The 14,397-nt window shown below is 64.3% G+C and carries 4 protein-coding genes; 1 reads left to right on the top strand and 3 read right to left on the bottom strand.

Annotated elements, in window-relative coordinates:
- Nucleotide 1: 1 nt before the first annotated feature.
- The 3 genes from WBB14_RS08335 to WBB14_RS08325 are packed head-to-tail and all read right to left on the bottom strand — an operon-like array spanning nt 2 to nt 13,244.
- Nucleotides 2-2,290 (bottom strand): S8 family serine peptidase, encoded by a 2,289-nt coding sequence (locus WBB14_RS08335; protein WP_424239411.1) that lies wholly within the window; start codon nt 2,288-2,290, stop codon nt 2-4.
- Nucleotides 2,287-12,048: a hypothetical protein gene (locus WBB14_RS08330; protein WP_424239410.1), complete on the bottom strand. Its 9,762-nt coding sequence runs from the start codon at nt 12,046-12,048 to the stop codon at nt 2,287-2,289. Before WBB14_RS08330 ends, WBB14_RS08335 begins: the two co-directional genes overlap by 4 nt.
- Nucleotides 12,042-13,244, bottom strand: a complete 1,203-nt coding sequence (locus WBB14_RS08325; protein WP_424239409.1) for a hypothetical protein — start codon at nt 13,242-13,244, stop codon at nt 12,042-12,044. The genes WBB14_RS08330 and WBB14_RS08325 overlap by 7 nt, the downstream gene beginning before the upstream one ends.
- A 369-nt stretch (nt 13,245-13,613) precedes the next feature.
- Between WBB14_RS08325 and dsrO the strand changes: the two genes are divergently transcribed.
- A complete protein-coding gene (gene dsrO, locus WBB14_RS08320; protein ID WP_424239408.1) occupies nt 13,614-14,384 on the top strand; it encodes a sulfate reduction electron transfer complex DsrMKJOP subunit DsrO in 771 nt (256 codons plus the stop codon).
- Nucleotides 14,385-14,397: the final 13 nt, after the last annotated feature.

The following is a 14,397-nucleotide window of genomic DNA, read 5'->3' as shown; positions in this document are numbered from 1 at the left end:
CTCAGGCGTTGTCGATGACGAGCGCGAAGTCCTGCCAGGGTCGCGCGGTTTCATACGGCGGGCGCGCGTCGGCGCGCAGATGCGAGGCAATCACACGGACCTCGTATTCGTCGCCTGTTGCCGCACGCCGGAGGAAGACGCATTCGACGTTGTTGAGGCTGTCGTAATCGCCGCCTTCCGCCGAGTAGCCGCCGGTGAAGTGGTTGCCCTTGTACACGCGGCCTGTGGGCAGGTGTATGACCTCGAGGTCGAGGTCATTGACGAGCGCCGGGTTCGCGTTGGCGGCTGCGGGGGCATCAGTCCATGCGAGCGTAATCCGCAGTGGGCGGTTGCCGGGGATGGCGGTGAGGCGATGGACGCGTTCTTGGCCGTTGGCCGTGAATGGAGGACCGCCGTCGATCACTGTCCTCTGTGGCAGGTCCGGGCCGCGGAAGAGGTTGACCAGGTTCACCCGGCCCCACCCCTGAATGTTATTGGGAACCGGCTTGACCACCCCGCCGCGGCCGTCGGGGCCGCCGCTGCAGTCTTCCGCCGAGTTCACCAGCAGGGCCTTGAGCAACGCCGGGCTGGGCCGCGTGCCGGTTCGCGCCTGCCACCATTGAATGATCAGGGCGCAGGCGCCGCTTACGTGCGGCGCCGCCATCGACGTGCCGGACATGTAGGTGTAGGCGTTCTGCCCCACAGGGTTGCCGGTGGCGGCGATTTTCGGCCGGGTGCTCCAGTTCGAGCGTGCGGACGAGACGTCGGTCCCCGGCGCGACCACGATAGGCGCAAGGCGGCCGTCGCGGGCGGGGCCGCGGCTGGAGTTCGTGCTGATGCCGCGCACGTCGTCAGGAGATCCCCAGCCGGGCCGCCATGTGAGCGAATTGCCCACCACGATGGCGTTCTTGCACTCCTTCGGGCCCGTGATCGTGCCGGGTTCGGGGCCGCTGTTGCCGGCGGAGAAGACGATGACCAGGTACTGCGGGTCGGCGGAGCCAGGGACCGGGTCGCGGATCAGTTGATCGAAGCGCCTGGACGTGGCCGTGTAGCCCACGCCCGGCGCCATGTCGGCCCAGCTGTTGTTCATTACGTGCGCGCCGGCCTTCACCGCATCCGCCGTGAGGATCGCCCAGTCCTGCGGCGGCCAGCTTTTCGAACGCAATGCGTTCTGCGTGACGTACTGCGATCCTGGCGCCACGCCTTGGCCCCAGGCGAAAGGCGCCGCGCCTCCCTCGTTCTGCCCGGTCCCCGCGTTGCCTAGTGCGATGCCCGCCACGTGCGTGCCGTGGCCATGGGAGTCGTTCGGCTCTGCGCCGTTCGAATAGTCGATGAACGCGAGTTGGCGTCCCATGACGTCAGGGTGGGCAGTGATTGTGTTGTTCGAAGCATTGCTGTCCACGCCGGTGTCGCAGATGGCGATGTTGACGCCTGTGCCGTCCAGGCCAAGCGTACCCAGCCATGCGAGATAGCCCGGCGACAGTTCCGGCGGGACAGGTCCGCGCAGGTTGCCAGCGGCGATCTGCGCCTCGCGCTCGCCTTCGAGAGACGGTTTGGGTGGCGCGTACTCCAGCCAGCGCACAGATGGTTGTCGCGAGATCGTAGTAACAGCGGCCGCATCGACCTCCGCAACGATGCGCCAGTAGCGGCCGCCATGTTCGATCGGCGGCGATTGCGCGAGGATATCTCCTCCCGTGTCCAGCACAAGCGCGGCGACGGCGGGACCCTCCTCGGCTGGGTAGACGCCGATGGCCACATTGCTGATCCGCCCCGTCATGTTGCGCAAGGCGCCGGAGATCCGATAGGCGGGCTGGAAAGGACCGGTCCAGGCGACGCATCCGAGCTTCTTCGGTAGCAGGCTCACGGTCTCGCTCGGGCCCACCACGAAGAGTCCGTACGGTCCGAGGGGCTCGACGACCTCCACGCCCTCCGCCTCGATCTTCCGGATGTCCTCGGGTTCGGGCGGCGCCTGCAGTTGCACGAGATGGTGCGTCCAGGGCGCCACATCCGCCGCTTCCAGCCGGACTTCAACGGGCAAGGCAGGCGGCGCAATCTCCGTGTTGATGACGTAATCCCCCACGGTGAGAAGGTTCGTGTCCTTGAGCACCTTCACGCGGTAGCCTTGCGCTTCGTACTGCTCGACGTCCCTGCGCCGGGCTTTTTTTTGGTCAAGAGTGACGAATTCGCTGGCCGAGCCTAGGTCCGGCCCGCCTTTCGTCGTAGTTGCGAGGCTGACATCCCGCCCGCCTTTCGTCTTGCTGCGTTCGAGACCGGCGGCGCGTCGCGGGGTGATCTGTAGTTTGTCGGTCATGTCGGTCCTTTCGTGAGATCAGTCACTTGACCGAGATCGAGCACCAGCCTTTCGAGCTGCAGGATCGTCTGCCCTGGCGTTGTCGCCGGCACCGTGCCGACCGCGGCGCTGACCGTGACGTTGAGCACGATGCGGCCTCGGGAATGGTCGGACGCCCGCCCGACCGGTTCCGCGGCGAACTGCGAGCGCAATTGGGCCGCCGCCATGCGTGCGAGTTGGATCGAGGCATCCTCGCCGTTGTTCACCTTGGTTGCGGCGATGAGCAAGATCGGGTCGGGCTGCAGGCCCAGGCCCTCAGGCGAACCTATGGCGCCGAAGGTTTCTTCCACCAGCCGTGTGAGTCGGCCCGACTCGTAGTTGACGCTTACCTGGATGTAGGCTCCGCGATTGGGATGCACGTCTTGGATGACCGGACGCAGCCCGTCCGCAATCAGCGCCTCGAGTGTGGATGGCGACTGGGGGGCCAGGTAAATCGCTTCTTTATGGACGATCTGAGGCGATGTCGCCGCGTGCAGGAATGATTCGGGTGTGCGATAGACAAAACTCTCACTGAGCGCGCGCTTGCCGATGAGGCGGTTACGCCGTACCGACGCTGCGACCCAGACGCTTTGCTGTCGCAGGGCATCGAGCCGCCCCACCATGACTTCGCGGCAAGCGCCAACCTGCGATTTTTCCTCCTTGCCTTCGCACATGAATTCTGCGCGTACATCATCGCGATCGAGGTCCAGGCCGTCAACGCCGACCCCTTTGGTGTCGTCCGGAGGGCGTTTGCCCTCGAGCACTCGTTGTATGCGCAGCCACGGCAGGCCATCGCCCGCCTGCACCGGCAGGGGGGCATCGTTCTCGAAGTGATCGGCGAAGCGGATTGTCGTCTTGTGCGCTGACTTTTCCTCCAAAAACGTGTCGGTAAGGATGAAGCGATCTTGATCCTGCACTGCCATTGCGCTCTCTGCCAGCGCGGGAGTAAATGTCTCTATCACTCTTTCGACGGACTCCGCAAACAAATTGCAGGCCTCGGTGAACACATCGCTGACAGATTCGCCGGGGGCGCGGCGGCGCTTGCTCTCGTCCACTATTGTTCGCCAGTACACCGCGGCCTCCAGGCTATGCTCGGCAAGACTAGTGAACAGGTTGGGGAACAACGGCCGCGCAGCGCTCTCCGGCGCTTCTCCCGCGGCCGATGTATTGCCGGCTGGCAGGTTGTAGAGCAATCGGCCGCAGATTTCGTCAGACGACTTGAACTCCGCCTCGATGTCGAATCGGTACGCCCAGCGCCGCGCCGCCAGGATCTTTTCGGCGTATTCCTTGCCTTCCCTATCGCGCGAGTAAGGTTGCGCATGAGTGTCCCCCCAAATGGGTGGCGCCGGGACGCGCCGCCGAGGCAGGGGCGCTTTGTCGTCGTTTGCGATCGAGATCGTAGGCAGACGCGAGCCTGAATCGCGCCGCAGAGTGGGTACGAGCGTCAACCACCTGGATCCGACCAGCACCCCGGGTGTGGGCGACATCACCTCACGCTCGACGTGTGTGACTTCGTAGTCGATCTGGCCGAGGTTTGCTTCGATCGCGTCCGCTTTGAGATCAGGCAAGACAGGCAAGGCGATCTGCATTCGTTCGGGATCTAGCGGTATCCCTCGCGTCATGGTCCGAAATGGAGCCGCCGAGGCGCTGGCCAGTTCTACCTTGAGCTGGCCGTAGAGCTTAGGGCGACGATGGCCTTTCGCAGCCACCCACGCGCGATCGATGCGCGGCTGCAGATCCTTCACTATGACGCATGCTACTTCGTAGAACCGGCGCAGGTCCGGTGCGCAGGCCTCGCGGAGTTCAGCTATCGCGGCGTTCTTGCGATCTGAGTCAGCGTCTTCCGCGGAAGTGGGGGCAAAGACAGGTTGCAACTTGTCAAGCAAGGGCGAAGGGAAATCCTCATCGCCCAACAGCTTCGCCTTCGCGCGCGCCACGCGCTCGAACGGTGGCGGGTCTGATTCCGCCGGTGCTCTGGCGAGCGCCGTGTTGTGCGCATGCGCCGGCGAGAGGAACGTTTCGATTCGGTCGAAAAAGTCCGCGAGCAATGCGTCGACGTCCTGGCGCTCCATGAGCTGTGGCGTGGCCTTAATGGGTTCTGAATTCTGCAGCTGTCGCATCCGAGGCGTGACGTTTGCGCTCATGAGCGCCCTCGCCATCGGCGGCACGGCAAACGCCTGCGGTGGCGTCGTTGTGGCGGCGGGAATCATGCGGTCGTTCATGGCCCACCACTCCTGTTGACCATTCTTCGACGTGCCGAGCGCGGCCCAGAAGCGCTGCGGCTCGCCGCCGCTGTCGAAGCTGAAGGCGTCCTGGAACTCGGTTGCGAAGGCACGCTGAAAGTCGGGCTTTCCCTCGATCGAGTCCATCCGGACGGGCGACCAGGCCGAAGCGAGGCCGGGCGCTTTGAGCTGACCATCCTTGCCGACGAGCGCATCGGGCCGAACCACGGAAAAATCAAGAGTAATTGGCAGAAAGTCCTTCGCGGCATCGATGCTCACGCGCGTCGGGTGCGACCATTTATCGTTGGCCGGGAGAAGGTTGGCGCGCAGCGCCCTTTCGATTTGCCCGAGGAAGCCGTGCAGCGCTGTTGCATCGGGCTGCGTGCCAATGGCGCCGAGTCCGCATTGCAAGAGCGCTCTTGCTCCTGGGTCCGAGACCTGATCCATGATGCGGCTCAATTCGTTGGCCGCAGCGAGGCGATCTTGTTCCGAAGACGGTACGGCATGAGGATCCACTGCCAACTCCAGCACGAGTTCGCAGGTGCCGGCGTCGCCCGGATGGACGCGCGCCTTGAGGCAAGGCCACGAGGCCAAAGGCACGACGGCATCGGTATAGGTCGGCGTGAGAGCGATGGCATCCTGGCCCTCAGCGCCGAGACGGTTGCCCCAGACATCACGCCACCCGATGTCGAGTTCGAACTTCTGGCCGATCGCGGCATAGCGGTTTTGACCCGGGTACGCGAGTGTCGATATGGGCACGATAAGGTCGTACCGAAGGTCGGTAGCCTCGTATCCCTTCGGAAGTTCGGCTGACAACTGCTCGCGGAGCGCTTGCGGATATCCCTCGGACGGCGCTCCCTCTTCCTTAGGGGGAGGAACCGCCTCTTCCGAGCCGAGTGGCAGCGATTTCTGGAAGGGCAGGAGCTGCCCGGTTTCTCCCGCGCGCCGCAATTGGAATTCGAGCATGTCGAAGCGCTGCGCCAGATGCGCGCCGAAGCCGGCGGCCGATGGCGCGCCCGTGCCGTCGCTAACCGCGCGCTTTCGCCACACTCGCACCAGATCGGTACCCGCAGGGCGCGTCGAGACGACTTCCATCATCGGATCGTCAGCGGCTGTCTCGTCAGGAAGCGCCGCAAGCTGCGCCACCACGCGGCGTTCGGACTGGGCAAGCAGCTGCAGATCGGCGGAATCCTCGAACAGCGCCGCGTTGCATACGCCCTTGGGTGGTTCGGTTCCGGGCTCGAAGATCACGGCCACCATGAGCTTGACCGTGCGCCGGGTGGCGCCGTCTGCCTCGAACTTTTTGCGCACCAGCGCGGCGAGCGTTTCGGGCAGCAGCAGATGGGTACCCTCCGCGTTGACGATGGCGGCGCGGCGCAGCATGTAGAGAAGCCGATAGCGGGACACGGGCTCGAACGTGGCGAGGAAGTGCGTTTCGGGCCGCTCTCGCGTCTGCGCTTCGGCCGTGGCGAGCTCTGGATCATCGTAGGGGCGTCGTTCGATCGACACGGTGCTGCGGGCCACCACGCAGTCGCCCAGGTGGTCGGCAATCGGCAGCAGTTCGAGGGAGGCCCTAGGCTCAACGCCTTCGCGCCATCCCACGAGCAGTCGGGTTCCGGCGAGCGTGGGCGGTGGGTCTCCGTTCTCCATGTATTCGACCAAGGCGTCGAGTCCGAGGCGGTCGGCTTCTGAGGCGCCGGCGATGCGGAATGCGGCGGGCGTGGAGGGCTTGCCGTCGTCCCTCATGCCTTCTTCCACGGGCAGAGGGGCTAGCGTCATCTCGAACACGAGCGCCGCGCTTGAGCGGCCGAGCTTGTCTCCTTCCAGCGGCTGTTGGCCCGGTTTATCCGATGTCTTGACCGTGGAGAACTTCAGCTCGTCATAACGGCGTCTTGCTCCGCTCGCCAGCAGGTCGCTGCTCAGAAGGCATAGTGATGCGGGCGCGGTGCCATCGCGCACTTGGAGCGGAGGAGGCTGGTAGAACCTGCGGGGTACCTGACGAAACGCAGGTGCGATCTCGGACCACTTCTCCACGGTCACCGGGGCCGTGGCGGCGGCGTTCAGGTCCGCCCAGGCGACGGCCATAGCATCCGCCGTTACATTGAGCCAGGAGGGGCTCATTCCCTCGACGGGAGCAAGCTGGGCGCCCGTCGCGTCTGCGGGGAAATCCATGAAAAGACCCGCCGCCTCCACGAGGGGGCGGTCGGGACCCAACGAGCTTGTCCGGGCCCCTGACAGAAGCAGGCGGCCAGCGCGCGAGGCGATTTCGTTCCAGTGCGCGGCGCTGAGGGCGTCGAGGAACGCGCGCACCGTGCGCGGGGTGCCCGCCTCGGTCCGCCACGCGGTGCGCGCAGCATCGCACGCGCAAAGCGCGAGCGCGGCGCACCAGCTGCGGAAGATGTAGTCCACGAGAGGCTGCCTCTCTTCGGACTCGACGCCCGCCGAATGGCGGGGACGCGCCGAGATTTCCGCGAACTGGTGTTGCAGGTCGGAGAAGACCGCGTCGGCCTCCCTCTCGGTCACACGGCCCAGTTGGGTGAAGTCTTGGACGCCGCCGCCGCCGTTCCATTTCCTCTCGATCGCGAGCTTGGGTGGAACCGGGAAAAGGAAGCCCGTTGCCTTCTCCCTGCCCTCGGGAATGTGGCGTAGCTGGCTACCCGGCGCGATCTCGGCAAAAAAGGCCTCAAGGATCTCGAACGGCAAGTCGTCCAGGCCGCGGATGCTCTTTTCGAGTTGCTCAAGATCGAGTTCGTCGCCCAGGTCCTTGCGCAACTTGATTTCGCTCGCGTCGTTCTCCTTTGGCCGCGCGCGCAGCGCGGCCCACGCGATGAGCGCACGGACGATAGGCTCGAATGGCCTTGTGCCTTTGTTGTAGTCGTCACCAGTAAGCCACAATACCGTCGGCACCAGCACGGTACGCACGGGTGCTTCTCCGGGCGCGCCGTCGCGTCCGGCGACAGTGAAGTCGTAGCCGAGGAAGAGTTCGATCGGCCGCGCTTCAACGCCAAGGCCTGCGGCGGTCGGCGAGGGCCAGCCGCCTAGCTGCCGCGCGGCTTCCGGCGGCGGGGCGAGCGCTTCGACTTTCGGGCTGCCCGGGAGCTCGAACACCGGTACTTTCGCGGGCAACTGGAATTCGTAGTGCAGCGTGGTGCTGTAGCGCAGCATCACAGTGATGCTGATGCGGCTGCCGAACACCTTGAATGATGCGATCTCGAACTCTATGGCGATGCTGACTCCGGCCTCGCAGTACAGGACGATGGGCTTCGCGGTTTCGAGAACGATGCCTGTGGCGATCCACACGCGCACCAGTACCCGGGCGCGGATAAGGCGCAGGTCGACGTAGCCCTCGACCTCGGCGATCAATCCCAGTTCGCCATGCAGGCGCATCCAGTAGGGGTAGGGTGCGAGAAACTTGCGGCCTGGCCCCGGCTTATCCTTGTCGGCGATGGCGAAATAGCCCTCCATGCGTCCGAAAACACAGATGGTTAGCCCCGCACGCAAGGGGCCCTGTTCGAGTTCGCGTCCCAAGCCCGCCTTCAGTGCGAAGCCGGCGCGGAATACTTGGAGGTAGGCGTCCTGCTCTCCGGGCATGTCCGGGACGGTGACGGGCGGCACGCTTCCGAAATACAGGCCGCCCTTGCCGATGAAGATCGCAGCCTGTAGCGCGAACGAGCGGGTATAGTCGACGTGCTCCGGAAAGCCGAGGTCGAACAGGAAGCCTCCGTTGGTGTAGACCTCCATGCGGAGCATCCCCAATGTCACGGAGGCTGCCCCGCACTCGAAGCTGCGGTAGCCCGGCGGCAGGCCGATTTCCACCGAGTACCGGCCCACTCCATTGGCGAGCTTCTGGTAGAGGAGGTCGAAGGAGAAGGGGGCTGCCTTCGGGTTGTTGTCGTTGGCGAGGAAGCCCAGGTACACCCCGTACATATCGGGGTCCTTCAGCACCAGCCCCAGGCGCAGCACCTTGTAGAAATCGCCCTTGAGCGCGAGGAACCATTCGCGGTTGCGGTCATAGTCGATGTGCTTGCCCGCGAAGTCCACGAACTGGCGTTCGTTCTTGAAGTTCTGCACGTCCGTCAGCCACTGCAGCGCAGTGCTGGTGGAGTTGAGCGTGTCGACCCGTCCCCCGCCCTCGGAGAAGCGTACGTCCACGCGCTGTCCCAGCGCGAGCGATTCGATCGCGATAGGGGCCTGCGGGGCAGTGTCCCTAAAGCTGGCAAACCAGCCGAGCCGCTCCAACGGTTCCCCGCCCTTCGGGTTGGCGAAGAGATACAGCGAGAACTGCTGGTCTTTTTCCGGCAGAGTCTTGCCGAGGATGTCGATGTGACAGTCGTCGGCCGAAAACACGAATATATCCCCTACGCGTTTGAGGTTGAACTTCTCGGCCCAGAGACGCAGGATGCCTTGAACACCGAGATCGAAGCCGCCTCCGCCTTTGCCGAAGTCGATGCGGAAGCCGGCAGCGATGTCGGTCCATCCTTTGGCCCCTTTGGAATTCGGCTTCCACCCCAGCACGATCTGCAGCTTGAACCTGTCGAGTTTCTCGGCCAGCGCGCCTAGAGAGCCAAGATCAATGTCGAAATCGAGGCCGAACCTGAATGCATCCGAGAGTTCGAAGCTATCGATCGCCGTGAGGCTTCCCAGGCTGAAGAAGCCGAGCTCGGGCAGCTTGAACTCGCCGACGCGGAAGCCGCGCAGCTTCAGCGGGAAGGCCTTCATGAAGCCAGGCTGATTGCGGCGCCCGCTACCCGAGTTGAAAAGGTCGAGGTCGAACTTGAGCTTCTGATAGTTCAGGTTCAGTTCGAGTTTGGCCAGGTTTCCAACAAGAAAGGCGAGATCGATCCCCAGGTCGGCGAAATCCAGCGCATCGATGCCGAACAGGTCTGAGTCGAGCACCTTGTTGAAGGCGATCGAGCCATCGATGATGAAGCTGCCTTGCGTTTGCTTGTCTTGGGCCGAATGGGTGACGAGACGCATGCGCCGGAAGGTCGCCGATTTCACGACGTTCGACGTGTCGAACGTCTTGGTGACCTCTTGTGTGGCCTCGAAGGTATAGGTTTCGCGCCTGCGGCCATCGATGACCGTCGACTCGTAGCGGCCCTCCAGACCGAGGTCCGCGTCGGGGTTGTCAGCCTTCACATCGAACAGACCAGGGAGCCGCAATTCCAGCTTGCAGTCGAAGCGGTCGATCCCATCGTTTTCGACCCGCACGACGAGCTCTGGCACACGCATGCCGATTCCGGAGTTGCCGTCGGTGGAAAAGGCGATATTGTCCTTGTTGTGTTGCACCAGCCCGAAGAGGGCGCTTTTCCAAGGCTCGTCGTCGCTCTGGTTCGGGTCGAGGCCCGTGATGTCGAGCCCGGCATACCGGACGTCTATGTATGGCGGCAGCCCCCCCGCGATGGCGCGCATCTGCTCCGGGATGCCTGTGAGCGGGAGCAGGGCGTCGAGCAGGAGCAGCCCGTTCCAGTTCGGATCGAGAAGCCGGCGCTTGAGCGGCTGGCGCAAGGGATCCTTCTCTGCTTCGCCGATCGCCAGGTGGAAGCGGCTTCGCGTCCTGTCATCGCTGAACGTGTCGCGCAGGATCCACTGACTCTCATCTTGGGCGAGGTCCGCGATACTGCGGTCTGCGTACTTGATGACCACCAGCGGATCGAATTCCGCCTCGAGTTCGGCGGGGCCGGACAGCGGAAGTTCCCCGCCGATGTGAACTCCCCATCCTCCTACATGAAGCCGTTTGAAGGCGTCCAGATTGAATTGCAGCCGCTCCAACGTCTTCCACGTGGTCACGAGCATCAGCCGGTTTTGCGCCAGTACGTTGGCGAGGTGAGACGCAGCGGGGGTGCCTTCAGGCGCGGAAATGCCGACTTTGGTCAATTCGGGGAAGCCGCCGTCCGCCTCGCGCAGGCTCGTGTGGGTGAAAACGATGTCGTTCCAGGCTCGCGCGGATCCCGTGCGGGAAGCTAGATAGCCTTGCGGCGTGCGCGCAATCGTCGTCCCGGATGCTTCCGCGCCCGCTGGCCGCGCAATCGTCACGTCAGTCGTAATCTCGCGCCGACGCGCCAGGGCGATCACGCTTTGTTCGAACATGAGGCGGCGGCCCGCATCGGCCTTGCCGCTGCCATCCGCGCCGGCTCGTATCCCGAGCAGCGGCGCTATCGGGAATGGCTGGCCCGCATTGGGATAGCGGACCGCGTGGAACTCGAGCACCTGCGCGCTTTCCGCCAGCGGCACGTAGGCCTGCATGCCCTCGGGCTGCAGCGAGAAGGGTTCGGCATCGGCTTCGACGCCCGCACCCGGAGCCAGGCGCATCCAGGAGGTCGTGCAGTGCCCATCCAGCGGGACGAGCGCGGTCACGGTCTCCTCCGCGTCAGCGGCGGCCTCCAGCAGCGCGCGGCGGTTTTCAAATGCCGGTTGCGATCGCTCGAAAACAAGGAGATCCGTCTTGCGGACAGCCACGTTTTCAAGGTGCGACAGACCGAGGGTCAGGCGGATGGATTCCTGGCCAGAGTCCTCCGTCTTGGCCGCAAAGGCGCCGAGCGGAGTGAAGTAATGCCCTCCGCGCTGCAGCGCCAGGCCGCTATCGGTGGTCTTGAGTACTTCAGGCGATGAGGTGAGGGCGAAACACCCCTTCGGCTGGCCGGCAGCCTGCGCCGGCGCCAGAAGAACTTCGCCTGCGCGCACTTGGTGCAGATGCGAGCGCAGGCCATGGTCGGGTGGAGTCAGGATGCTGCGCGGCCGCGCGAAAGGCGATTCGGCGGCGTCGTCCGGCTCGTCCTCGTAGGGCGATGCGCAGTCAATCTGGAAGCCGAAGACCTCCGGCGTGCCGGCGAGGGCAAGCAGTGGATAGGCGTACGACTCGATGGCGAGCTTGCCTTCGTCGTTCTTCCCCTGGGGCGCTGCGAAGTATCGCGGGCCCACGCCGAGGGCTTCGAGTTGGGACGCGGTCACCGGCGCCCGGAAGCGCAGAGCGCCACGTGCCGGCCCATCCCAGTCGATGTCGATTGCGCAGCGGCCGTCGAGCTCGGGAATCAGCACAGTGATGCGCTCGGAAAGCAGCAACTTTGCTCTGTCTGGAGGAAGTGTCAACGTCATGCGGGTAGCGTCGGCGCTGAAGACCGTTCCGTCCGGAATCACCAGCTCCCAGAGGGAGCCGACTACCGGTGAAAACTCCGGTGAACCGACCGCAATGGACTTGCTGGAGACCACGGTCCCGCCGGTTCTTACGGGAACGGCCTCCTGCTTGCGCAGGCCTCCACCTGGCCCCAGGAACGCGAGTTGGTAGGGACCCTCTTTGAGTTGGTTCACTTCTGCGGGGAGATTGGCGGCAGCATGGTCCCAAGCGTCTGGCCTTAGGCGCGGCGCGATGACCAGCGTGCCGCGGGTAATGTCCTTGGAAGGATCAATTTTCTCGGGCAGCGTGTCCGGTCCGACGAAATACATGCGTGCATGTGCGGGGTTGGCTTCCCAGCGTTCCGGCACGTGCAGCCGGGGGGCGATGCGGACGAAGGTCACCATGACAGCGTGTCTCCTGGCAAGAGGGGTAAATCGAATGCCTTGGTCTCGAACTCGACTGGGTGCTGTTTGGCGCCGTACCACCGTGTCATGCCGGGTGTAGTCGTCGGGGGGCGTCCAAGCTGCGCGGCTGCGTCACGCACCAACGCCCCTACACCGACGTCCGCCTGCGTCCCGTTGATGATGACCGGGATGGAGAGGTTCATGACGCCCCGCTCGCCGAAGCGATAGCACATAGGTTGGACTGTCATCTGCGCCAGGGTTGGGTTTCCGCATTTCTTGGGAATTTGGCTGATGGGCGATTCGCAGAAGTCGACGACGCGGCCCTCGTCGGCGATGCAACTCATTGCAGCCTGGCGAACCTTGAAAGGGAGTCTGGCGTCCAGGCTTACGAGCAGTGAGACGTCCTTCGGCAGCGGACGACCGGCCGGTGGCAGCTTTGTCGGGTAGCGCACGACGTATTCGCGGGGGTTCGTATCGCGCGGAACCTCTGCCCAGGACGCGATGCTGCGGATTGGGGCGCCCGCGCCGCTGTCGGATCCGCCGGTAATGCCGTCCATTGAATGACGGATTGGGTCGAGCACCTGGCCTCCGAATGGGCTGTCCGCTACCCGTGCGCAGAAGGGACCGGTAGGGATGTGCCCGTCTGCGGTCGCGTCGCGCATGAAACCATCGGATGCGCAAACGGTCATCCCTGGTTCGAGAATGACGAGCCGCGTCGCGGACAGGCCCAACGCCGACTCGAGAGATTGCTCGCCATCGACCGGGCGCGCAGCCGCGAGACGGTTGGGGATTGCAGCGATATCCTGCGCGCTCAGGCACTGGATGACTGGCGTGGCCTGCGGGCTCTTGGTCCAGTTCTCCCACGCCTGGCGCAATTGCGCCTCCTTGTCATAGAGGACGCTGGTGACGCGCAGCACGGCAGTGTTGAATCCGGTGGTGACCACCCGCGCGCGGAAGTCGGCATCACCGGCTTCGCTCGATGGGCATCGCCAAGGCGGCGACGCAATGGGGATGTCCATGGAGTAGAGGCCGGCGCCCTTTGCGCGGACCCCGGGCGCCAGCACCAGGAAGTTCTTCAGCGGCTGGTCGCCGGTCGTCTTTTCGGTCGGCACGATCCGGAAATTGGAAGGCCCGGAAGCGCAGCCCCCGAGAGTCAACGAGCATGCTGCCACTGCGGCGGTGAACGTCGATCGCACGTGTTTCCCCTTCGCCTCAAAGTCGCTTCAAGGTGGTGCTGACGATATTCCTGCTGAAAAGCACTGCTGGAGGTATCGGTTCGATAGCGGCTGACCGCGAACGGAGTGACAAGCAAATTGTTGTTGGAGACACGCTATCAGGGAGCAAGGTCCCTGGCATCCTGCAAATGGGGTATGTGGTTAACGTAGATTTGAGCTACCCGGCCGCGCCGCAAGACGCCAGGACGCCATATCCGGTTCCGGGGTGAGGCGGTGGGGAGCACGACGGCGCGGACGCAATCCGTCCCCAGTTTGATCCTTATCAACCCTCTATATAACCCCAGGTGATAAGTTAATTCCTGTAACGGAATTAACGCTTGGAGAAGCACCATGAATACCCCCGCCAGCCCCCCGGAACCGCCACTCCCGGGTAAACGAGGCTTTCTGAAGGGCTTGTTGGGGTTGGGGGCCGCGGCCAGCGTCATTCCCATCCGCGCCGAGGCCACCGGCATCAACGGCCAGCCGCCGCGCCGCCCGGGCATGGCCGGCAAGCGCTATGGCATGGTCGTGGACATGCGCAAGTGCATCGGCTGCCAGTCCTGTACGGTCAGCTGTTCCATGGAGAACCTGCCCCCCATCGGCCAGTTCCGCACCACCGTCCTGCAATACGAAGTCCTGCCCGATGCCGGCGGCCCGGCCTCCATGGTGATGCTGCCGCGCCTGTGCAACCACTGCGACAACCCGCCTTGCGTGCCGGTCTGCCCGGTGCAGGCCACCTTCCAGCGCGAAGACGGCATCGTGCTGGTCGACAACGAACGCTGCGTGGGCTGCGCCTATTGCGTGCAGGCCTGTCCTTACGACGCGCGCTTCATCAACCACGAAACGCAGACCGCCGACAAATGCACCTTCTGCGAGCACCGCCTGGAGGCGGGGCTGCTGCCGGCCTGCGTGGAAAGCTGCGTGGGCGGCGCCCGTGTCATTGGCGACCTGAATGATCCCGACAGCGCCATTTCCCAGTTGCTGGTCGAGCACAAAGCGGACATCAAGGTGCTCAAGCCCGAGATGAAGACCGATCCCCACGTCTACTACATCGGCCTGCCCGATGCGTTCGTCCATCAGGTCGACGGCCAGGCCGGTGTGCGGCTGGCTGGCGGCCATTGAGCCATCGAAGGGG

Source organism: Achromobacter sp., from assembly GCF_049647645.1.
Lineage (GTDB): Bacteria > Pseudomonadota > Gammaproteobacteria > Burkholderiales > Burkholderiaceae_B > Achromobacter.
The sequence above is the reverse complement of the archived record's forward strand: the minus strand, read 5'-3'. Positions and strand labels throughout refer to the sequence as shown.

Coding starts and splice junctions, on each gene's coding strand:
- WBB14_RS08335 (WP_424239411.1), bottom strand. CDS start 2,290: ATGACCGACAAACTACAGATCACCCCGCGACGCGCCGCCGGTCTCGAA.
- WBB14_RS08330 (WP_424239410.1), bottom strand. CDS start 12,048: ATGGTGACCTTCGTCCGCATCGCCCCCCGGCTGCACGTGCCGGAACGC.
- dsrO (WP_424239408.1), top strand. CDS start 13,614: ATGAATACCCCCGCCAGCCCCCCGGAACCGCCACTCCCGGGTAAACGA.